General features: G+C 58.8%; 24 protein-coding genes. 3 read left to right on the forward strand and 21 right to left on the reverse strand.

The features are described 5' to 3' along the window. Complete coding sequence (locus DA915_RS07530; RefSeq protein ID WP_060724173.1) at positions 1-660, reverse strand: DUF1345 domain-containing protein; 660 nt, start codon at positions 658-660, stop codon at positions 1-3. A gap of 25 nt (positions 661-685) precedes the next feature. Further along, positions 686-1,141: a YaiI/YqxD family protein gene (locus DA915_RS07535; RefSeq protein ID WP_003502698.1), complete on the reverse strand. Its 456-nt coding sequence runs from the start codon at positions 1,139-1,141 to the stop codon at positions 686-688. Between the two features lie 165 nt (positions 1,142-1,306). Here DA915_RS07535 and DA915_RS07540 point away from each other — a divergent pair, with 165 nt between their 5' ends. After that, a complete protein-coding gene (locus tag DA915_RS07540) occupies positions 1,307-1,759 on the forward strand; it encodes a DUF5680 domain-containing protein (protein ID WP_107675654.1) in 453 nt (150 codons plus the stop codon). A 31-nt stretch (positions 1,760-1,790) separates the two neighbouring features. After that, complete coding sequence (locus DA915_RS07545; protein ID WP_107675532.1) at positions 1,791-2,594, forward strand: hypothetical protein; 804 nt, start codon at positions 1,791-1,793, stop codon at positions 2,592-2,594. Positions 2,595-2,661: 67 nt separating this feature from the next. Here DA915_RS07545 and DA915_RS07550 read toward each other — a convergent pair whose 3' ends face one another. Continuing rightward, a complete protein-coding gene (locus DA915_RS07550) occupies positions 2,662-3,318 on the reverse strand; it encodes a peroxiredoxin (RefSeq protein WP_107675533.1) in 657 nt (218 codons plus the stop codon). A gap of 332 nt (positions 3,319-3,650) precedes the next feature. On the opposite strand from DA915_RS07550, the gene DA915_RS07555 reads away from it, so the two are divergent. Further along, the gene (locus DA915_RS07555; protein ID WP_107675534.1) at positions 3,651-4,301 is read left to right on the forward strand and encodes a glutathione S-transferase family protein; all 651 of its coding nucleotides are present in this window, start codon (positions 3,651-3,653) and stop codon (positions 4,299-4,301) included. A gap of 80 nt (positions 4,302-4,381) precedes the next feature. On the opposite strand, the gene DA915_RS07560 is transcribed toward DA915_RS07555, so the two are convergent. From DA915_RS07560 to DA915_RS07645, 18 genes are all read right to left on the reverse strand, one after another. Beyond that, a complete protein-coding gene (locus DA915_RS07560; protein ID WP_107675535.1) occupies positions 4,382-5,002 on the reverse strand; it encodes a DUF1062 domain-containing protein in 621 nt (206 codons plus the stop codon). A 375-nt stretch (positions 5,003-5,377) separates the two neighbouring features. Continuing rightward, positions 5,378-6,022, reverse strand: coding sequence for a cytochrome b (locus DA915_RS07565; protein ID WP_107675536.1), 645 nt, complete (start codon positions 6,020-6,022; stop codon positions 5,378-5,380). A 3-nt stretch (positions 6,023-6,025) separates the two neighbouring features. Continuing rightward, positions 6,026-6,805 (reverse strand): anti-sigma factor, encoded by a 780-nt coding sequence (locus tag DA915_RS07570; RefSeq protein ID WP_107675537.1) that lies wholly within the window; start codon positions 6,803-6,805, stop codon positions 6,026-6,028. After that, entirely contained in the window at positions 6,802-7,308 is a 507-nt protein-coding gene (locus DA915_RS07575; protein WP_107675538.1) for a sigma-70 family RNA polymerase sigma factor, read from the reverse strand. The genes DA915_RS07570 and DA915_RS07575 overlap by 4 nt, the downstream gene beginning before the upstream one ends. Before the next feature lie 5 nt (positions 7,309-7,313). Beyond that, entirely contained in the window at positions 7,314-7,703 is a 390-nt protein-coding gene (locus tag DA915_RS07580) for a hypothetical protein (protein ID WP_107675539.1), read from the reverse strand. Positions 7,704-7,818: 115 nt separating this feature from the next. After that, positions 7,819-8,385 (reverse strand): YceI family protein, encoded by a 567-nt coding sequence (locus DA915_RS07585; protein WP_107675540.1) that lies wholly within the window; start codon positions 8,383-8,385, stop codon positions 7,819-7,821. 311 nt (positions 8,386-8,696) lie between these two features. Beyond that, positions 8,697-9,422, reverse strand: coding sequence for an arsenical resistance protein ArsH (arsH, locus tag DA915_RS07590; RefSeq protein WP_192886434.1), 726 nt, complete (start codon positions 9,420-9,422; stop codon positions 8,697-8,699). Further along, complete coding sequence (gene arsC, locus DA915_RS07595) at positions 9,400-9,822, reverse strand: arsenate reductase (glutaredoxin) (protein ID WP_107675656.1); 423 nt, start codon at positions 9,820-9,822, stop codon at positions 9,400-9,402. Before arsC ends, arsH begins: the two co-directional genes overlap by 23 nt. A 2-nt stretch (positions 9,823-9,824) precedes the next feature. After that, complete coding sequence (gene arsB, locus DA915_RS07600) at positions 9,825-10,883, reverse strand: ACR3 family arsenite efflux transporter (RefSeq protein ID WP_003502712.1); 1,059 nt, start codon at positions 10,881-10,883, stop codon at positions 9,825-9,827. Next, positions 10,883-11,410 (reverse strand): arsenate reductase ArsC, encoded by a 528-nt coding sequence (locus DA915_RS07605; RefSeq protein ID WP_107675541.1) that lies wholly within the window; start codon positions 11,408-11,410, stop codon positions 10,883-10,885. Before DA915_RS07605 ends, arsB begins: the two co-directional genes overlap by 1 nt. A gap of 29 nt (positions 11,411-11,439) precedes the next feature. Next, positions 11,440-11,802: a helix-turn-helix transcriptional regulator gene (locus tag DA915_RS07610; protein ID WP_035212424.1), complete on the reverse strand. Its 363-nt coding sequence runs from the start codon at positions 11,800-11,802 to the stop codon at positions 11,440-11,442. A gap of 109 nt (positions 11,803-11,911) precedes the next feature. Next, a complete protein-coding gene (locus DA915_RS07615; protein ID WP_107675542.1) occupies positions 11,912-13,693 on the reverse strand; it encodes a chloride channel protein in 1,782 nt (593 codons plus the stop codon). Positions 13,694-13,714: 21 nt separating this feature from the next. After that, positions 13,715-14,539: an MBL fold metallo-hydrolase gene (locus DA915_RS07620; RefSeq protein WP_107675543.1), complete on the reverse strand. Its 825-nt coding sequence runs from the start codon at positions 14,537-14,539 to the stop codon at positions 13,715-13,717. A gap of 2 nt (positions 14,540-14,541) precedes the next feature. Continuing rightward, the gene (locus DA915_RS07625) at positions 14,542-15,324 is read right to left on the reverse strand and encodes a TatD family hydrolase (protein WP_107675544.1); all 783 of its coding nucleotides are present in this window, start codon (positions 15,322-15,324) and stop codon (positions 14,542-14,544) included. Positions 15,325-15,335: 11 nt separating this feature from the next. Next, positions 15,336-16,886: a methionine--tRNA ligase gene (gene metG / locus DA915_RS07630; RefSeq protein WP_107675545.1), complete on the reverse strand. Its 1,551-nt coding sequence runs from the start codon at positions 16,884-16,886 to the stop codon at positions 15,336-15,338. 308 nt (positions 16,887-17,194) lie between these two features. Further along, the gene (locus tag DA915_RS07635; RefSeq protein ID WP_107675546.1) at positions 17,195-18,220 is read right to left on the reverse strand and encodes a DNA polymerase III subunit delta'; all 1,026 of its coding nucleotides are present in this window, start codon (positions 18,218-18,220) and stop codon (positions 17,195-17,197) included. Then, positions 18,213-18,887 carry a dTMP kinase gene (tmk, locus tag DA915_RS07640; RefSeq protein WP_107675657.1) on the reverse strand — a complete coding sequence of 225 codons (675 nt, stop codon included), beginning with the start codon at positions 18,885-18,887 and terminating at the stop codon, positions 18,213-18,215. Before tmk ends, DA915_RS07635 begins: the two co-directional genes overlap by 8 nt. A gap of 135 nt (positions 18,888-19,022) precedes the next feature. Beyond that, positions 19,023-20,195: a D-alanyl-D-alanine carboxypeptidase family protein gene (locus tag DA915_RS07645; protein WP_107675547.1), complete on the reverse strand. Its 1,173-nt coding sequence runs from the start codon at positions 20,193-20,195 to the stop codon at positions 19,023-19,025. Positions 20,196-20,242: the final 47 nt, after the last annotated feature.

Genomic DNA, 20,242 nt, shown 5'->3' on the forward strand with positions numbered 1-20,242 from the left:
TCAGCCCGCAAGCGAGACCGCGGCATTGACCGCCGCCGCTACCAGAACTGTGTTGAAGAAGAAAGAAACGATGGAATGCAGCAGCGTGACCTTCCGCATGGCGGTCGTGGTAATTCCCACATCCGATGTCTGTGCCGTCATGCCGATCACCACGGCGAAGTAGAGAAAGTCGTAACCGCAGGGTTCCTTGGTCGCCGGAAAATCCATGCCGCCGCGATGCTGCCGCTTGCCGTCCACCGTGGCCGGCCGCCAGTAAAGATGGGCGTAATGCAGGGCTGTCATGGTGTGGATGGTCAGCCAGCCCAAGATCACCGAGGCAAAGGCGATGAGCAGCGTCCAGACCGTCTCGCCTGTGTGGTTGAGCGCCTGGAACAGTGATACCACAGCGACAGCGACGGCTAGCAGCGTGACGGCGATGATGGCGACTGCGGGCAGATCGTCACTATCGGCATGGGCCTTCAGATGCTGCGCCGTCAGGCCCGACAGGCGAAAGCCAATCAAAGTGAGATAGGTCAGGAAGAACAGAACGGCCGCGATCTCGATCGCCAGCGGTGGCGCCAGAACCAGAGCCAGCCCAAGGCCTATGGCGCCGACGAGAAAAGCAATGACGAAAGGTTGATGGCGGCGATAGCTGCTGCTTTTCATATTGGCCGTGGTCATGGGCGGCATCTTTCTGTTGGCACCGTCACTTTTTGACACGGCGGCAGAAACGGTCAAGCGTCTCCAGAAAGGCGGAGCGGTCGCGCGGTGAAAAAGCCGCGTTATATCCCTTGCTTTCACCGGTTTCACGCAGATGTGCACCAAGGTCGCGCATCGCCGTCGCCATCCCGATATTCGACTGGTCAAAAACGCGACCCGTCGGCCCGGTGACCAACGCACCCTTGGCGACACAGCGTCCAGCCAGCGGCACATCGGCGGTGATGACGATATCGTTTTCGCCGGCATGATCGGCGATCCAGTCGTCCGCAGCGTCGAAACCAGCGGAAACAATGACGTTTTTCACCATGGGATCTCGCGACGGGCGCAGACCGGAATTGGCGACAAAGGTCACTTCCAGCCCATGCCGTTCCGCCACCTTGAGAATCTCCGGCTTCACGGGGCAGGCATCGGCATCGACATAGATTTGCGGGTTCTGCGGCATGGACACTCTTTTCGGATATTTCCTGCCACGCTTCTAAGCGCAAATGCCGCGATTACCAAGCCCACGACAGCTGAAATACGGGATGGATGGTGGGCGCAGGCGGTACTTGCGATGATCGTAAAAACGGCATATGTTCCCTTTATGTTCTTGTTTTCGAGGGATACCATGCTGGAAGAGTTCATCGTGCAGGCCAAGTCTGCCACGTATGTTGGCGGCGGCAACAAATCCGCGACGCCCACGCGCAAGGGATCGCACGATCTCGGCTATCAGAACGGCGACTGGCACTATATCGACAGCTATTTCGGGGGAACCGATTTCATCGGTCAGGAGGTCGTCTGGCATCAGGGGACGGCCCTCTGGGCGATGAGTTATTACGGCCGTATCCTTCGGCCCGATATGATCGACGGTGCGACAGCCGGCATGGTCATTCAGCGGTCGCTTTCCACGCTCTATCGGGAGGGCCGCTTTCTTGGCGGCTTCACCCACCCGGTGGAAAATCTGGTCTATGTCGATACGAATGCGGGTGAATTCCGGTCCTTCACCGGCGTCGAGCGCATTTACCGCGGACATGTCGAGACATACCGGCTTGACTATCATGGCGGTATCATAAAGCCATAGAGCGCAAGAAATGCCATGGACAGGAACTACAATGGCAAATGGCGACGCTCAATTTTTCAAGGCGACACTCTATTTCGACAGCAAACCCGCGATCTCGGATGTGACCCTGATAGAAGCGTGGGGTGAGGAGGGATATGAATGCGAGCGGTTGGGCGAAAAGGGCGTGTTTGACGGACTGCGCGGTGCAACCAGGGTTTTTGTCGGTACTCCCGAGCCGGTCGTAGCGACGCCGATTGCGCCGGCCCAATATCCGGCAGTTGCAGAGGCAAGGGTCGACTGGTCAAAGACCTTTTGTATCGATGCAAAAGCGGCATATGACGATTTCACCCGTGCGACACACCAATGCGAGTTCAGATTTCTCATCCTGGCGGATGAAGATGATCCAGACATCGCGCATAACGAGATCGCCTCGACCCTGCTCGGCATCCATCAGCTCGCCCCCATGCAGGCGGTTGCGTTGCACTATCTGGACATGATCGTCGGCCGCGCCAATCTCGATGACTATCTGAACTATGCAAACAGCCATCTGGACCAGCCGCAGCAAATGGCGACGATGCTGGCCTTCGGAGCCTTTGTGACGGAAGAGGGGGAAAAGATCAGGGCCTGGACAACGGGTCTGGAACATTTCGGCCAGACAGATCTGCTTTTCGATAGCCCAGCGGGAGATGCGACGGAAGCGCTTCTCACCATATTCGGCCTCGGACATCTCGTCGTCAACGGACGACGCTTCGCCGCCGGTGAAGCCATAACATCTTTCGATCTTCTTGCGCGCTTCACCCCCGCCGAACTCGATGATCGGCCAATGCTGCTCGTCGCGAAGCAGGAAGCCGGCTAGGGCGCGCCGTCATGCCCCAGAACGGATGGGACGATGCGTTTTCACCGCCCCATCACAGGTTTCAAAATCAGCCGGGCTGCTTGGTCTTGCGCAGATAGGGAAGAACCGTGTCGTAGGAGCCGAAACGGGCAATCGCATCTTCGTTGGAAACGGCTGCGGTGATGATGACATCCTCGCCCTGCTTCCAGTTGGCAGGTGTCGCCACCTGGTGTTTGGAGGTGAGCTGGATGGAATCGATCGCGCGGAGAATTTCCTCGAAATTACGGCCGGTGGTCATCGGGTAGGTGAGGACCAGCTTGATCTTCTTGTCGGGACCGATGACAAAGACGGAGCGCACGGTGGCGTTATCGGCAGGCGTGCGGCCTTCGGAACTGTCGCCAGCACCGGCCGGCAGCATGTCGTAGAGCTTCGCGACCTTCAGGTCCTTGTCGCCGATCAGCGGATAATCGACGTTGAAACCGGTCGCGGTGCGAATGTCGTTCTTCCATTTTTCATGGCTCTCAACCGGATCGACCGAAATGCCGATGATCTTCACGCCGCGTTTTTCGAATTCCGGCTGCAGGCCGCCCATCGCACCAAGTTCCGTCGTGCAGACGGGCGTGAAATTTTTCGGATGCGAAAACAGGATCGCCCAACCGTCGCCGATCCAGTCGTGAAAGCTCACCGGACCATGGGTGGTCTCGGCGGTGAAGTCTGGTGCTATATCGTTGATACGCAGGCTCATCTGATGCTTTCTCCCTGATGATTTGAACTGAAAATCTGATGGTTTTCGACAATTCGTGTCCGGCGCTGGAGCTTAGAGTTTTTGCATGAAATGGCCAGCCTTTTCATCCGGCCTCAGTGGCGTTTGCTTCAGCCCCACAGAGATTTGATGCCCCCGATTTCCATCGTTTGTTGCAGTTGCGTGATTTCCACCCGGTTGATTGTTTCAGGAGGACAGGATTACTCGAAAGGCGATCCCGGCGTTGTTTTCGCTCATCCCAGCGCATATTGTGACGCAACGTCAGGCGACGGCATTCCGGGGCGTTTCCGCACAGGGAGTGATGGAGAACAGCAATGACAATCACCATTACCGCCTTTGAACACTCGCCCGATGGCGGCAAGGGTCTCGCCCGCGATATGCGCGTCCGCTGGGCGTTCGAAGAAGTGGGCCAGCCCTATGATGTCCGCCTTCTTTCCTTCAAGGCGATGCGGGAGCCGGCGCACCTTGCGCTTCAACCCTTCGGGCAGATCCCGACCTATGAGGAGGGTGAACTCGTCCTGTTTGAATCCGGGGCGATCGTGCTGCATATAGCCGAACGTCATGCCGGCCTGTTGCCAGAGGATGCGGATGCGCGGGCGCGTGCGATCATGTGGATGTTCGCCGCACTCAGCACGATGGAGCCGCCCATCGTCGAGCATTTTGTCGCCGGCTTTCTCGAAAGGGACAAGAGCTGGCACAGCGAGCGCCTGCAGGTCGTCCATGACCGTATTCGCAAGCGGCTTGGCGAACTGTCCCACCGCCTCGGTGACGCCGACTGGCTCGACGGCGGATTCAGCGCCGGCGATCTGCTGATGGTGTCCGTGCTGCAAAGGATAAAAAGCTCAGGCATCCTCGACGAATATGAGAACCTCTCGGCCTACGTCGCCCGGGGCGAAGCGCGCCCCGCCTATAAACGCGCATTTGCCGACCAATTGGCGATTTTCAAGGCTGCGTCGAACGGCTGAGCGACGGTCGGAAAGACTGCCGCTGCGGTCTAACCCAGTCTCAGCGCGAGGGTCTGACCTGACAGACCCTCGCGACACCTTTAGAAACCCACCGTCACGGGTTTCAAGAATAGCTCCCGATCGAAACCATCGCAGCACTCGATCACAATGCGGGTGCCGTTCTTGAGACGTCGCCGCAGAAGGTCGGATGGTGCCCGTATGGCGCCGCCATCGTGAAGCTTCTGCAGCATCGACCGTGAAAGCCCCAGTTCGGACGCCAGCAGACGATCAAGGCGTATGCCGGTCTGGAGCGGAACCGTGAGATCAATCTCGGCCTTGGTCCAGTCGGGAGGTTCGTCCTTGATCTTTTTCTCGATATCGAACTCGGGAAACTCGTCGATGCGTTGCGATTTGCGTCTCAGGGCTTCGAGGTTGAATGTTTCCGCTCTTATCCATTGCGGATCGTTCGACTGCAGCGCTTCCATAACGGAAGGGCTGATGTCGCGGACGTTCTGCCGCTCGAAAATTGGCCGGTTCCAGCTTTTGTCGCAGATCAGGCATTTATAGATGAGCCAGGCATCCAGTTTGCGGCCGTTGGCATTAAGCCGGATCTTGCCGCTGGCTTGAAACGCCCTCAGGTCGCCACATCCGCTGCATGCAAGCCAGGGCTGGGGCGCCGTTCGTGGTGTAATGGTCCATTGGACCCGAAGTACATTGCACATATTGTCTTGGTCTTCCATTTGGAAGTCCACCAAGATGGTGCAGGAGAAAACCCTGACGGGAACGGCGTGGCGATGTTTCGGGTGGGTGAAGAGCTGAGACAGCAAAGCTGCGCAGGGCACATTTTAACAATGCCAGACCGGTCTCTTGCCACCACCCGATGAACGTGATCATACGCCGACAGCCTGTGGCCATCCGCAGTACGGGTGAAACTGGATTGAGACCGGTATTTACTTAGGCAAAGTCTACCTCGATGCGCCAATGCTCTTCGACGGTAAAGATAACAAATGATCGTTCAGAAATGGAGCACCCGGCACGCCCGGCGGCCGAAAGCCATTGCGATGTGACTTTTACGCAACTCCGGGTAACCTGCCCATCTATTTCCGATTGGACACAGTTTTGCGCCTGTTATCTGCGGCTGCCGGAGACGGAAGCATACGCCGGAGGATAGAATCCTTGCGGATGAAATGGTGCCATAGCGCTGCCATCACGTGCAGAAATACGATGGCTGCGGCGAGATAGGCGAGAGTGGCATGAACCTCTGTCCAGAAAGCCTCCGCCTGGTCGGAAATCGCCAGAGGCAACCCCGGCACGACCACGAGATCGAAGACGTAACTGGGAATTTGCAGCGGAGACGTCGAAGCGATGGCCCAGCCGGCGAGGGGAACGGCGAGGGTAAGAAACAGCAATGCGAGGTGAGCGGCCCGCGCGGCGAACCTTGAAGCCAGGCCTTCGCCATCGACAGGCTGCGGCTTCCGGCTGAAAACCGACCACAGGACACGCGGCACGGCGAGGGCTAGCACCAGAAACCCTATCGACTTGTGATATTGGAACAGATCGAACTGCAGAACCGGATCGATATCGTTGCGACTCATCACATATCCCAGCGCAAGTTGCGCCAGAAAAAGCAGCGCGATCGTCCAGTGGAACGTGATCGCCACCCATCCGAAGGATGTCGGCGAATTACGCCACAGACGTTCACCCGCTGGTGCGCTATCGGAATGATCCTCGAAATATCTCATCGGCTAACTCAGTTGCTGATAGGTGTCTTTAGCGATGGCGTCCATGCGGTCGGACGGCAGGTTGCCGACCAAAGCGCAGCGGATCATTTCGTCATCCCAGGAGACTGTCTGCAGCGAACCGACGCTGGAGCGCTGCATGGGGGTGTCGCTCGAGTCGGCCGCAGCCACGATATAAAGAGTAACGCGCTGCCCGCTTTTATCCTCATACATGAGCTGGGCGGCGGCGCCTTCCGAGCTGGGAAGGACGCGGCCGCCGACAAGGGACAGTCCATGGCGGGTGAGGTCAGGAATACTCAGTTTGCGGTCCAGCCGTTTCGACAGCCATTTCGGCAGGCTGGAAGCATTCTCCGCATCGGCCCGAATTTCGACCGGATGCAGAACATCGCTCACAAACAGCTTATGCGCCTGCGTTGCATCCGCCACGAGGGAGTGAGCAGGTTCCGCGACCTGAGACACTAACCCGCGCCCGAACCAGCCGCCTGTCAAACCAACGGCCAGAACGAGGATGGATGCCGCCGCCATGTTACGCCACTCGGCACGCTGCGATCGCAGACGCCGCTCGATCCGGGAAACATCGAGGCGCTCGGGTAAAGCACCGGTATCAAGAGGGCCGTAGAGCGCCGTAAGCGTCGTGTTCTGCTGCTGCCACATAGCAACCTTGCGTGCGTCGGCCGGATTGGAGGCGAGGTGGGCGCGAACGACGTTACGCCGCGGGTCTTCGAGCTGCCCATCGACGTAAGAGATCAGATCGGCTTCGGTTATCTGCGGCTCGCTGCCGGTCATTTTATCACCTTGAGATTTGGCTGGTCTTCCTGGGTCATGCGGGCGAGGGCCGTTCGAGCTCGCCCCAGACGGGACATCAGAGTGCCCAACGGAATTTCAAGAACATTTGCCGCTTCCGCATAACTAAGGCCTTCGACAACGACGAGGAGGAGGGCCTCGCGATGTTCGCCGGACAGTTTTTCAATGGCGCGGGCCATTTCGGCAAGCGCTATCCGACCCGTCTGCGCCGCCGGCACGAACAGCTGTTCCGCAACATCGTCAATCGGGATTTGCGAGGGCCTCCGATTTCGGCCGCGCAGATTGTTACGGTAGACGTTGATAAGCACCCGGTACAACCAGGGACGCAGCGGTCCCTGCGGTTTCCACAACGCCTTTTTGCGGATCGCTCTCTCCAGACAGTCCTGGACGAGATCGTCAGCCCTGTCACGGTCGTGCGTGAGCGCATTCGCGTAACGTCGAAGCGCCGGTATGCAACTCGTGATCTCGTCCAGAAAATCCGGCATGGATACTATTCCTTGGCGATGTGCCAGACGCCGCCGACGCCATCGCCCGTGACATCGCCGGGCTTCTTGTCCATCTGCCAACGATAGAGCGGCTTTCCGTCATGCGACCATTGCATCGTACCATCTTTACGGGAAACTGGTTTGTAGTCGCCATCCGCCTTGTCGGTTTTCGAGGCGGCGAGGGGCGGCCATTTCTTTGCACAGCCATCATAGCAGGCCGACGCGCCATTTGTATCATTGTCGAAAGTATAAAGGGTCATGCCTTTGGAGTCGGTCAGGATCGTGCCCTTGGCCGTTGCCTTTTCAATCACCGCACCACCGGCATAGGGTTCGGCCAGTGCAGCCGTGGCCGTAAGCGCGACAAGGCCAGCCAGAACGAAATGATGTGCACGCATGGGAGATAGTCCTTTGAGGAGTGATGGATCGGAGAAGATGCCCGATATTGGAGAAACACCGGCCAGCGGCGCTTAATCCCACCGCCGCTGGATTTTTTTGATGCCCCATCGCTTTTTATCTGACGCCCTTCAAATCAAAGTCGAATGCAACCGTATTCGAATAGAGCGGCACCCCAACACCCATGCCATAGGGCAGGCGGGCGACATTGCCGGTGACGTGGAAGGTGACGGATCCCTTCTGTTGCTCGACGAATGTCGCGTGAAACGTTTCGGGTCTGGATATGCCTCTGGCTGTCAGTGTGCCTTCAACCACTGCGCTACGCGGCCCGTCCTGCGTAACGCGTTTGGAGCGAAACACGATCTGCGGATAAATGGCGATATTAAAAACCGCGCTGGATCGCAGGAAGTTTTCCACCCGTTCCTGTCCCGTCTGGACACTGGAAGGGTTGAGACTGATCTCCACGTAGGACTTGGCCGGCTGGTCCGGATCGATGTCGAAACGGCCGGATATGTCGGGAATAGTACCCTTGATCCCGGGGCCGGCAACCTGGGCAATTGAAAAGCGTATGTGAGAGGCGGGATCGATGCGATAACGTCCGGCTGCCGACGAGAACGGGCTGGCAGACACCGGCATGCCAGCCAATGTCACCATGAGCAGAGTGAGGGAATAGGAATATTTCACGCGCAAGCTCCTTTACGAGTAGTCGCACTCAGGAGAACACCGCAGGAAGAGGTTTAATCCGTACCATGCCGGCAGATCGTCAAAATCCCACCACAGGGGAATGACCGCTTTTGATTGGCGGTGGGCAAACATCCCTAGGGGTGATGGTTTCAACCCACAAACAGTAATCGCATAAGATAGATTATGGAACTTAATTAGTGGTGAGGTTCTGGATTTGTGTGGTTGTTGCCTGTTGCATATGCCACAGAACGACCGATGCGATCATATCGTTTCTGGACTGAAAAGCACGAAACGCCACCAAGACCAGCCCGTCAGATCGATTTTAACGAGACTCGTTTTTCAAGCTCGTCTGCCAGCTCTTTGCGTTCACTGTAGCGATCTGTCAGATAGCTGGAAGCGTCACGTGTCAGTAGCGTGAATTTCACCAGTTCCTCGCAGACATCCACGACCCGGTCATAATAGGATGATGGCTTCATCCGGCCTTCAGCATCGAATTCCTGATAGGCCCTTGCCACCGAGGACTGGTTTGGGATGGTGATCATCCGCATCCATCTGCCGAGAATTCGCATCTGGTTCACCGCGTTGAAGGACTGGCTTCCGCCGGAAACCTCCATGACGGCGAGCGTCTTGCCCTGTGTTGGCCGGACCGATCCAACTGCAAGAGGAATCCAGTCGATCTGCGACTTCATGATGCCGGTCATCGCGCCGTGGCGTTCGGGACTTACCCAGACCTGTCCCTCCGACCATTGGGAGAGTTCACGCAACTCCTTCACCTTCGGGTGGCTGACGGGCGCTTCATCGGGCAAAGGCAGGCCTTTCGGATCGAATATCCGAACCTCGCAACCGAGCCGTTCGAGCAGCCACCCGGCTTCGAATGCAAGCAGACGGCTATACGAAACCTCGCGCAGCGAGCCGTAAAGGATCAGGATGCGCGGCTTGTGGGTCGAAAACGCCGGATGCAGTGCATCCGGGTCAATGTTGTGCAGGTGTTGCGCCTGCAACGCGGGAAATGTCTCAGGCAATGCGCTTTCCTTCATTGTCGAGGACCTGCTCACCATCCTCCTTGAAGAACGGTCCGTTGAAAGTCTTGGGCAGAATATCCAGCACGATTTCCGACGGACGGGCGAGCCTGGTGCCGAGTGGTGTCACCACGAAAGGGCGATTGATGAGGATCGGTGTTTCTATCATCGCATCAAGCAGCTGATCGTCGGTCAGATCAGGATTGTCGAGACCGAGTTCGGTATAGGGTGTCCCCTTCTCGCGCATGGCTTCGCGCACCGTCAGGCCCGCATCCGCTATCATTTTTGCGAGCCGTTCGCGCGTCGGCGGTTCCCGCAGATATTCAATCACGGTCGGCTCGATCCCTGCCGCGCGGATCAGCGCCAGCGTGTTGCGAGACGTTCCGCAGGACGGATTGTGAAAAATCGTGGCATCCATGGTCATTGCCTTTCAGTCATTATCGTTCGGGAAACGGCGGGGGCGGCCTCATACCAATCCTTCGAGCGGTTCACGATCCAGACGACCGAAAGCATGACCGGGACTTCGATGAGAACACCGACAACGGTTGCGAGTGCCGCGCCTGACTGAAAGCCGAACAGGCTGATGGCGGCCGCGACGGCCAGCTCGAAGAAATTGCTGGCGCCGATGAGGGCCGAAGGCCCGGCGACGCAATGGCGCTCACCCGTCATCCGGTTCAGGAGGTAGGCAAGCCCCGAATTCAGATAGACCTGGATGAGGATCGGGATGGCAAGCAGACCGATGACGGCCGGCTGGGCGATGATTTGCTCGCCCTGGAAGGCGAAGAGAAGAACCAGCGTCGTAAGCAGCGCCACCAGCGAAATCGGCTGCAGCCTTGCAAGAACGCGATCCAGTGTTCGTGACGTTCCGTCAGTCATGAGCCACCGCCTGATCAGCTGCGCGAGGATGACGGGAACGACAATATAGAGCGCGACAGAGAGAACGAGCGTATCCCAGGGCACGGTGATGGCCGAAAGGCCTAGCAGCAGCCCGACAATGGGAGCAAAGGCCACGACCATGATCGCATCGTTGAGCGCGACCTGCGACAATGTAAACAGCGGTTCACCCCGTGTCAGGTTGCTCCAGACGAAGACCATGGCGGTGCATGGAGCAGCGGCAAGGATGATCAACCCGGCAATATAGGAGTCGATCTCACCAGCCGGAAGATAAGGACGGAATAGCCAGCCGATGAAAAACCAGCCGAGCAGCGCCATAGAGAACGGCTTGACGGCCCAGTTGATGAACAACGTCACGCCAATGCCGCGCCAGAATGTGCCGACCTGCGAGAGGGAGCGGAAATCGATTCTGAGCAGCATCGGGATGATCATCAGCCAGATCAGGACCGCAACCGGGATATTCACCCTGGCGATCTCGGCAGCAGCGATGAGCTGAAAGACGCCGGGCATCCAATGGCCGAGCGCGACACCGACAACGATGCACAGGAACACCCAGACGGTCAGATAACGTTCGAAGACGGACATCAGGCCGATTTTCCTTCACGATTGGTGGTTCCTTCCAAAGCGCCGATCTGCCGGAGCCTGGTTTCCAGCGCCATTCGATCGATCGATTGCAGGGGCAGGCTGACGAAAGCCGCGATCCTGTTCTTGAGGAAACGGGCAGCCTGCGCAAAGGCGCGTTGAACCTCGGCCTCAGAGCCAACCACGGCGGCGGGGTCCTCTATACCCCAATGGGCTGTCATCGGATGGCCGATCCAGACGGGACAGGCTTCACCTGCGGCGCTGTCGCAGACCGTGAAGATGAAATCCATCTGGGGCGCATCAGGCCCGGCAAAAACATCCCAGCTTTTCGAGGTGAAACCAGCAGCAGGATAACCCAGCACCGCCAGTTCCTTCAGGGCGTGAGGGTTCACCTCCCCCTTCGGCTGGCTGCCGGCCGAATAGGCGTTGAACCTCCCCTCACCTTCCTTGGCGAGAATGGATTCGGCAAGAATGGAACGAGCGGAATTGCCCGTGCACAGAAAGAGCACGTTATAAATCTTGTCGGTCATGGTTTCGGTCCGTGGTTAGATCGGTGGTCTTACAGGCCCGGCGATGGTGTCGCCTCCGGGCTGCAGCAGGGTGTCAGTTCGGCAATCAGCGGTGCACAAAGTTCGGTCGAACCACCGCAGCAATCCTTCAGCAGAAACAGGGTCAACAGGCGCAACCCGTCAAGATCGGCGCGATAGATGATAGACCGGCTTTGCCGCTCGCTCTTGACCAGACCCGCCCGCGAAAGCGTGGCGAGATGCGCCGACATCGTGTTCTGTGGAACATCGATAAGGCGCGCAAGTTCCCCAGCGGGAACGCCGTCCGGCTCGTGCCGCACGAGTATCCGGAATGTCTCCAGGCGGGTGGATTGAGCCAAAGCGCCAAGCGCTGTTATTGCGGTTAAATTATCCATATATCCAGAATAACGGATACAAAAGGATTGTCAAGAAAACAAACGAGGCAGAAGAAATGAATATAAAAATTAATCATATCAATAAGATGAATAGATTTCCTAATGTATATTATAATTCACCGGACGCCTCGCGACGCCTAAGATCCAGCTCTTCGCTATAACGTCTCAATGTATGGCTTTCCGTGAGCAGGCCCACCGGCCGGTTTTCGATCTTGTCATTGACGACCACCAGCGCCTCGCTCTCCGCCGCATCGAAGGCCGCCGCCGCCTGACGGGCATTCATGGTCGGCAGCAGCACGTCGTTCTTGTAGTGCAGATAGGTTTCGAGGCTGATCTTGCTGGGGTCGCGATCCATCGGGTCGGCATAGATTTCCGGGACAAGGACGACGCCGGCATAACGCCCGTCATCATGGGTCATGATTACCCGTTGCGTCGAACCGAGCGGGAACTTCTCCCTGAAGGCCGGAAGCCCCATGCTGACATTGGCCTTGCGGATATCGGCGCGCATCATCCTGCCGACCGTCAGGTCGCGGATCCAGCCGATATCGTGGGCGCTGCGAATGCTCTCGCCACGCAGGTGAAAACGCCAGGTGGCGAAGGAGTAACCGAATGTGGTGCGCACCACGAGCGAGGTGGTGATGACGGCGGCAAGCACCAGAGCCGTGATCTGGAAGTCGCCGGTCAGTTCCAGCGCCAGAAACGTCATGGTCAGCGGGCCACCGATGATGGCGGCGGCAAAGGCGCTCATGCCGATCACCGCATAAACGATGGGTGCCGTCGAACCATAACCGATATAGGGGGCGCAAAGCGCGAAAATCTTGCCGAGCAGCGATCCCATGAACAGCGAGGCGAAAAACAGGCCGCCGCGGAAATTCGAACCGATGGAAATGGCGCTGGCCGCCGCCTTCAGCAGGAACAGCCCGGCCAGCCCGTATATCGTCAGTTCCGCGTCGATATTGAGATGCAGCGCGCCGTGGCCGCTCGACAGCACCTGCGGTGAAATCAGCGCAAGCCCACCCACCGCCACGCCGCCAATTGCAGGGCGCAGCCAGCCGGGAATGGCGCTTTTGCGGGCCGTCTCCTCGATGAAGGACACCGCCTGCATCAGCGTGATGCCGATGGCCGCGCACACGACGCCGAGAAAGATGGCAGGCACATAATCCGCCGGCGTCACGCGGCTGGCATCGACAATATCGATGGAGAGGCCATGGCCACCGATAACACCGATAACGGTCGTCGCCACCAGCGCCGAAACGATGAGCGGCGCAAGCGTTACGACGGTATAAGTGCCGATGATGAGTTCAATGGCGTGGAACGCCCCGGTCAGAGGCGCATTGAACGCTGCTGCAATCGCCCCTGCGGCGCCGCAGCCGACGAGGATGCGCATGTCCCCTCGCCTCAGTTTCAGCTTGATGCCGATCTTGGAGGCAACGCCGCTGGCGATCTGGGTGTAACCGGCCTCGAGCCCCACAGATGCGCCGAAACCGTTGGAGACGATATTCTGCACGCAGACGATGATGCTGTCCGTCAGCGACAGGCGGCCGCCATGCAGCGCATTCGCCTCGATCGGGTCGACCATGGGTTTCTTGCGGGTCTTCGATAGAATGAAGATGATCAGGCCAAGTACTATGCCGCCGATGATAGGACCGGCGAGCACGATCCATCCGGACAGATCACTGCTGCTCAATCGCTCGACACCGAAGACCAGCACATGCAGCGCCGTGCTAAGAGCGCCGATCAGCGCCACCAGGAGACCCGCGGCGATGCCGATGAAAACGGCGAGGATCACCAGCCCCAGTTCGCCGCGCCGGAACATGGCCCGCAACCGGCTGGCGCGCAGATTGTCGAAGAAGCTCGCCATACTGGGTGCACGGAAAGGCTTGGTCGACATGCTGTTCCTTTTCAGGCGGCGTCAGGCTGCTTCGATCTCGATCTCGAAACGCATCTGATCATAAGCCGGTTCAACATTATCAGGCGTTTCACGCATCACCGTGTCATAATCGAGCGGAATATGCATGTGGGTCAAGATCGCCCGTCTGGGTGCGAATTTCTCGATCCAGTCGAGCGCCTGCTCCAGCGAAAGATGGCTGGGGTGGTAACGGTGCTGCAGCGCGTCGATGACGAGGACATCGAGGCCGGCAAGCTTCGGCAGGCTTTCGGCCGGAAAATCGCTGACATCGGTGCAATAGGCGACGTCACCAATGCGGAAGCCCAGCGAATGCACATCGCCATGTTGCTGCATATGCACGCCAAAAGGTATCGGCCCGCCTGCCCCGTCGATGATAACAGGCGCGTCGATATCCGCGATGATCCTTGGTTCGACGATGGGCGGATAGCTGCTGCCCGGCGGCGTCTCCAGGCAATAGGCGAAACCGTCCCATATGCGCGCCATGGTGACGGGATCGGCATAGATCGGAATGCGGTTTTGCTGAATGGCGAAATAGATGCGCAGATCGTCGATGCCGTGCAGATGGTCGGCATGGGCGTGGGTGTAAAGCACCGCATCGACCGCCTCCACCTTCGCCGCGATCATCTGCTCACGAAAATCCGGGCCGGTATCGATGACGACAGTCGTCCTGCCGCCATCCGGGCCGATCTGCTCTACCATGAAGGCGGTGCGCGTGCGCCTGTTCCTGGGGTTGTCAGGGTCGCAGGCACCCCAGTCGCCGTTGATGCGCGGCACGCCGGGCGACGACGCGCAACCGAGAACCGTGAAGCGGCGACGGTAGATTGCCACGCCTACACCCTTGTCATCTTCGAAAAGCAGCGGAAGGCGTTTTCGGTGGTGATTTCGGCCATGCGCTCATAGGAAACACCATGCACCTCGGCCAGAACTTCAGCGGTGTTGACCACGTAGGAAGGTTCGTTGCGTTTGCCGCGCCAGCGCTTCGGCGCAAGATAAGGCGCGTCCGTCTCCACCAGCAGCCGGTCCAGCGGCACGGTGGCGGCGATATCGCGGATATCCTGCGATTTCGGGAAAGTCAGAATGCCGGAGAAGGAAACATAACCGCCAAGTTCGACACCGGCTTTCGCCAGCTCAGGACCAGCGGAGAAGCAGTGCAGAATGAAGGGGAATGCTCCCTTGTCGCTCTCGGCGCGCAAAATAGCGGCCATGTCGTCATCGGCACTGCGGCTGTGAATGACGAGCGGCAGCTTCGTTCTCCTTGCCGCCTCGATATGGCGAAGGAGGCCGGTCTTCTGGTCTTCCGGCTTCTGCGTATCGTAGAAATAATCCAGACCCGCCTCGCCGATCGCCACGATCTTGTCGTGGCTCTCCGCCAGCTGCACCAGATCATCAGCAGAGATATCCAGTTCCTCGGCCGCGCTGTTGGGATGCGTGCCGACCGAGCAGAAAACCGACGGATATTTTTCCGTGATCTTCAAAAGTTCAGGCAGCCGGCGCACCCGGGTCGAGATCGTCACCATCTGGCTGACACCCGAAGCATGGGCGCGGGCGATGATATCGTCGCGCTCAGCCTCGAAATCGGGAAAATCCAGATGGCAATGGGTATCGATCAGCATGGTTGTCGCCTTCACGTTTCCGGCGCGACGTAACGCGGGAAAACCGGCTTCGGCGCTTCGAGCGGCGTGCCCGGAACCAGACGGCCCGCCTCTCCCAATGCCGCGAAATCGCGCTTGTCGGCGGGAGCGGCAACGAGATCGAGCAGCTTGTCGCAGGATTCCGGCATGAAGGGCTGCAGGAGAATGCCGATCTGGCGCACCACTTCCGCCGTGACGTAAAGAACCGTGCCCATGCGCTCGGGATCGGTCTTCTTCAGCGCCCAAGGCTCCTGCGACGCGAAATAGCGGTCGGTTTCCGAGACGACGGCGATAATGGCCGCAAGCGCGCGGTGGATGAGCTGCTTGCCCATCTCCTCACGGCAGAGCGCCAGCAACCCGTCGGCGGAGGCGAGCATCGCTTTGTCTTCATCGGTGAACTCACCGGGTGTCGGTATCTGGCCGTCGCAATTCTTGACGATCATCGACAGCGAACGGCTGGCGAGATTGCCGATGCCATTGGCGAGATCGGCATTGATGCGGGTGGCGATACCCTCTTCGCTATAGCTGCCGTCCTGGCCGAAGGAAACTTCGCGCAGGAAGAAATAACGGACCTGATCGAGACCGAAATGGTTCACCAGATTGGCCGGATCGACGACATTGCCAAGCGACTTCGACATCTTCTCGCCCTTGTTGAGCAGGAAGCCATGCGCATAGACCCGCTTGGGCAACGGCAGCTTGGCGCTCATCAGGAAAGCCGGCCAGTAAACCGCGTGGAAGCGGATGATGTCCTTGCCGATGATATGCACGTCGGCAGGCCAATATTTGGCGCGCGGACCGTTCTTGTCCTCGATGTAACCGGTGGCGGTGATGTAGTTGGTCAGCGCATCGACCCAGACATACATGACGTGCTTCGGGTCGTTCGGAACCTTGATGCCCCAGTCGAAGGTGGTGCGGGAAATCGACAGATCCTTGAGGCCGGATTTCACGAAGGAGATGATTTCGTTGCGACGCTCGGCCGGGCCGATGAATTCAGGGTTTTCCTCGTAAAGCTTCAGCAGCTTGTCCTGGTATTCGGAGAGCTTGAAGAAGTAGCTTTCCTCTTCCACCCACTCGACCGGCGTGCCCTGCGGCCCGTAACGAACGCCGTCCGCGCGCACTTCCGTCTCGTCCTCGCCGTAATAGGCCTCGTCGCGCACGGAATACCAGCCGGCATAGCTGTCCTTGTAGATATCGCCGCTATCGGCCATCAGGTTCCAGATATTGCGCGAGGTCTCGTGGTGACGCTCTTCCGTGGTACGGATGAAATCATCGTTCGAGGCGTTGAGCAGCTTGCCCATCTCGCGGAACTGATCGGAATTGCGCTGCGCCAGCTCTTCCGGCGAAATACCTTCCGCCCGCGCTGTCTGCTGCATCTTCTGGCCGTGTTCGTCGGTGCCGGTCAGGAAGAAAACATCCATTCCATCCAGGCGCTGAAAGCGTGCCATGGCGTCCGTCGCAATCAACTCATAGGCATGGCCGATATGCGGCTTGCCGTTAGGATAGGAGATCGCGGTGGTGATGTAGAATGGTGTCTTGTCTGTCATGACGGTCTATCGACTTTACAGGCTGTTTTTTGGATAGACCGCTCTTAAACCATTGTGCGCAGCAGCGAAAGAAAAAGCGTACGTTTTGTACGACTGCTCGCAGACAAAGTGGATTTGGCAAACGCTTAGCATCCGCACTACCGTCACCCCGGACTAGATCCGGGGTCCAGCAGCGATCAAGTCCTTGATCGCGAAAGACTCATTCCCCACGGCACAGACGCGCCGTGGCTGGATACCGGATCAAGTCCGGCATGACGAAGGAGAATTTATTCACCGTCAAATCGTACGTTCCATACGATTCCCGATCCTCAAACGCCGCGAATATCCTCCAGAATGGAGAGCACCATCTGCTTCTTGTCGAGATTATAGGCCTGCGCCACGGTAATGCGTTCCGAAAGCGCCGAGGAAAGCCGCGCATGCTTTTCCGCCGCCGCGATATCACCCGCCATCGCCGCCGCTCTTGCGCGCTCCATCAGCTCTTCCGTCACATGCTCCATGAAGAAGCCGAGGACGATGTCGCCGTCCTTCTGCGCGAGAATCTCGGCAAGCTTGTGCATCTGCTTGCGCGCGCCCGGCCCTTCGGCTCCCATGACCTCGGCAAAGGCCTCGACGATGTCCGAGCCGCCGTAATTCAGCAGCTTGAGCGCCTGAGCCACGCTGCCCTTGGAGGCGGCAAGCAGGGCGTCGCGTTTTTCACCCGATGGGCTGATGCCGAGATGATCGAGCGATTGCACCATGGCCGCGTCGGAAAGCGGCAGGAGCCTGAGCGGCATGCAGCGCGAGCGGATGGTCGGCAGCAATTTTCCCGGCGCGTGCGACAGGACGAGGAACATCGCCCGCTTTGGCGGCTCCTCCAGTATTTTTAGGATCGCATTCGCGGCATTGCGGTTGAGATCGTCGGCGGGATCGATGATGACGATGCGCCAGTTGCCGGTGCCCGAGGTCTGCGAAAAGAAGTGCCCTGCCCGCCGCACCTCGTCCACGGTGATGGCTGATTTCACGCGGCCGGTCTTTTCGTCCACCGGACGGGTGAGATGCAGCAGATTATGCGAGGCGCCTGCGGTGATCTGCCGGCTGACCAGCGATTGCGGATCGGGATCAGCGAGAAAATCCGGCGCCAGCGACGGATCGGGATGGCTGAGCACATGATTGGCAAAACGGAAGGCAAGCGTCGCCTTGCCGATACCCTCCGGCCCCTCGATCAGAATGGCGTGATGGCCCTTGCCGGAGCGATAGGATTGCGCGAGAAACGCTTCCGCCTCTTCATGGCCAAAAAGCTTCGTGTTCTGCTGTGGCGCAATCGCGCCGTCGAGAACGCCCTGAACCTCACTCATGCGCCGCGCCCGCTGCCGTTCCCAGCTGTTCAAGCAAAGGCTCGACGAAGGACAGGACATCCTCCGCCACCTTTCCTTCCGGCTGGTCGGCATTGACGATCCGGCAGCGACGCGGTTCGGCGAGCGCAATATCCAGATAGGCTTCCCGCCGCTTCTCGTGGGTTTCGATTTCCTCTTTCTCGAACCGATCAGGCGCAGCGCCCTCATCCGCACGCTTTCTGGCGCGGGCGAGCCCCTTTTGGGCGGCGATATCGAAAATCAGTGTCAGTTCGGGCACGACGCCGTCAATCGCGATGCGTTGCAGGGTTTCGATGAATTCCGGCTCCAGATTGCCGGTCGTGCCCTGATAAACGCGAGAAGAATCGAGAAACCGGTCGCAGAGCACGATTTCGCCGCGCGCGAGCGCCGGGCGAATGACCTCTTCGACATGGTCGTTGCGGGCAGCCGCAAACAGGATTGCTTCCATGCGCACGCCGAAGGATTCGGCCGCACCCGACAGGATCACATGCCGGACAGCCTCCGCACCCGGCGAGCCCCCCGGCTCACGCGTCACGACCACCTCGAAACCACGGCCGCGAAGCGCCTCGGCAAGGGTGCGAATCTGCGTCGACTTGCCGGCGCCCTCGCCGCCTTCGAAGCTGATGAACAATCCGGTCTTTTCGGCCAATGTCACGTCCTGCACGGGTTTTCTGGAATTCGAAATGCCTGTTTACAGCATCGAACCGAAATGTGTGAAGCGCTTTTCAGAAAAACCGGTGCCTGAACAAAAGCATAGGAACAAGGCGATGCGTGGAACAGGCTTTCAGAGCCAGAACAGCAGCAGTTCCTTCAGCGCACCCGTTGCATTCTGGGTAAGCGATCCCTTGCCGACCGCCGCCTTCGTATAAAGCGGAACCTCCCGCAACAGGCGCTCACCCGAAAAAATCCTGAGCGTTCCGGCATTTGCGCCAACGTCCAAAGGTGCATTCAGCGGCCAGCGATAGACGATTCGTCCGGAAATACGCTCCGGATTATTGACCGGCACGAGCACGCTGACATCTTCCTTCGGCGAAAGATCGATATGCGCGACATCGCCGCCATAGACGCTGACCGACCCGACAGCCTCGCCCTTGCTGAAAAGATGGCGTTTCTCAAAGGCCGTCAGGCCCCAGTCCACCACCCGGCGGGCTTCTTCCTGCCGCGTCTTGTCGTCCACGATGCCTGAAAGCGCCAGATAGACCCGGCGGCCTTCCCTCTCGGCCGAGACGACGGCGGCAAAACCGCTGCCTTCGGCAAAACCAAGCCCGAGACCATCGATACCGCTGCCCGGCATCAACAGCGTGTTCTTGTTGCGTTGGAAAATCCGATTCCATTCGAAATCCGGCTTGGTGAAAAGCCCGTAACGGTCGGGATAGGTGTCATGCAGATGCTGGGCAAGGCGCACCATGTCCCTGGCGGTCGTCTGGTTGCCGGGATCGGGAAGCCCCGTGGAATTGGTAAAGGTGCTGCGGCTCATGCCAAGTTCGCCCGCCCGCGCCGTCATGCGCTTGGCAAAGGCGGCATCCGAGCCCGTCATGCCTTCGGCGATGACAATGCAGCCATCATTGGCGTTCTGGACGATGATGCCGGTCAAGAGATCATTGATGCTGACGGAGGATTTCAGCGCCGCGAACATGGTCGAGGTGCGCGACGGCGCACCGCCCGTGCGCCAGGCATATTCCGAGACGGGATAAGCGGTCTCAGGCGCCACCTGACCCTTGGACAGCGCATCCAGCACCACCTCCACCGTCATCAGCTTGGCGAGCGATGCAGGTGGAAAAGGCTGATTCTCATTCTGCGAAAGAAGCACCGTTCCCGTTTCGGCATCGACCATATAGGCCTGTTCGGCCTTGGCGATGAAGGGGGCTGTCTGTGATTGCGCCGGGCCTGCACTGAAAAACGCAAGCGCAGCCGCCGTGACGACCGAACAATAGGAGCGATGAATGGCCTTGCGCATGAAACCGCCCAGTCCTGCCTGCCGCAACCGGCTGCCCGCGATAAAGG

The organism is Agrobacterium sp. LAD9, assembly GCF_003031125.1.
In the GTDB taxonomy this organism is placed as follows: domain Bacteria; phylum Pseudomonadota; class Alphaproteobacteria; order Rhizobiales; family Rhizobiaceae; genus Agrobacterium; species Agrobacterium radiobacter.

What these genes read in the sequence shown, in the direction of transcription:
- DA915_RS07530 (WP_060724173.1), bottom strand. Translation starts at nt 660, where the DNA reads ATGACCACGGCCAATATGAAAAGCAGCAGCTATCGCCGCCATCAACCT.
- DA915_RS07535 (WP_003502698.1), bottom strand. Translation starts at nt 1,141, where the DNA reads ATGCCGCAGAACCCGCAAATCTATGTCGATGCCGATGCCTGCCCCGTG.
- DA915_RS07540 (WP_107675654.1), top strand. Translation starts at nt 1,307, where the DNA reads ATGCTGGAAGAGTTCATCGTGCAGGCCAAGTCTGCCACGTATGTTGGC.
- DA915_RS07545 (WP_107675532.1), top strand. Translation starts at nt 1,791, where the DNA reads ATGGCAAATGGCGACGCTCAATTTTTCAAGGCGACACTCTATTTCGAC.
- DA915_RS07550 (WP_107675533.1), bottom strand. Translation starts at nt 3,318, where the DNA reads ATGAGCCTGCGTATCAACGATATAGCACCAGACTTCACCGCCGAGACC.
- DA915_RS07555 (WP_107675534.1), top strand. Translation starts at nt 3,651, where the DNA reads ATGACAATCACCATTACCGCCTTTGAACACTCGCCCGATGGCGGCAAG.
- DA915_RS07560 (WP_107675535.1), bottom strand. Translation starts at nt 5,002, where the DNA reads ATGTGCAATGTACTTCGGGTCCAATGGACCATTACACCACGAACGGCG.
- DA915_RS07565 (WP_107675536.1), bottom strand. Translation starts at nt 6,022, where the DNA reads ATGAGATATTTCGAGGATCATTCCGATAGCGCACCAGCGGGTGAACGT.
- DA915_RS07570 (WP_107675537.1), bottom strand. Translation starts at nt 6,805, where the DNA reads ATGACCGGCAGCGAGCCGCAGATAACCGAAGCCGATCTGATCTCTTAC.
- DA915_RS07575 (WP_107675538.1), bottom strand. Translation starts at nt 7,308, where the DNA reads ATGCCGGATTTTCTGGACGAGATCACGAGTTGCATACCGGCGCTTCGA.
- DA915_RS07580 (WP_107675539.1), bottom strand. Translation starts at nt 7,703, where the DNA reads ATGCGTGCACATCATTTCGTTCTGGCTGGCCTTGTCGCGCTTACGGCC.
- arsH (WP_192886434.1), bottom strand. Translation starts at nt 9,422, where the DNA reads ATGAAGGAAAGCGCATTGCCTGAGACATTTCCCGCGTTGCAGGCGCAA.
- arsC (WP_107675656.1), bottom strand. Translation starts at nt 9,822, where the DNA reads ATGGATGCCACGATTTTTCACAATCCGTCCTGCGGAACGTCTCGCAAC.
- arsB (WP_003502712.1), bottom strand. Translation starts at nt 10,883, where the DNA reads ATGTCCGTCTTCGAACGTTATCTGACCGTCTGGGTGTTCCTGTGCATC.
- DA915_RS07605 (WP_107675541.1), bottom strand. Translation starts at nt 11,410, where the DNA reads ATGACCGACAAGATTTATAACGTGCTCTTTCTGTGCACGGGCAATTCC.
- DA915_RS07610 (WP_035212424.1), bottom strand. Translation starts at nt 11,802, where the DNA reads ATGGATAATTTAACCGCAATAACAGCGCTTGGCGCTTTGGCTCAATCC.
- DA915_RS07615 (WP_107675542.1), bottom strand. Translation starts at nt 13,693, where the DNA reads ATGTCGACCAAGCCTTTCCGTGCACCCAGTATGGCGAGCTTCTTCGAC.
- DA915_RS07625 (WP_107675544.1), bottom strand. Translation starts at nt 15,324, where the DNA reads ATGCTGATCGATACCCATTGCCATCTGGATTTTCCCGATTTCGAGGCT.
- metG (WP_107675545.1), bottom strand. Translation starts at nt 16,886, where the DNA reads ATGACAGACAAGACACCATTCTACATCACCACCGCGATCTCCTATCCT.
- DA915_RS07635 (WP_107675546.1), bottom strand. Translation starts at nt 18,220, where the DNA reads ATGAGTGAGGTTCAGGGCGTTCTCGACGGCGCGATTGCGCCACAGCAG.
- DA915_RS07645 (WP_107675547.1), bottom strand. Translation starts at nt 20,195, where the DNA reads ATGCGCAAGGCCATTCATCGCTCCTATTGTTCGGTCGTCACGGCGGCT.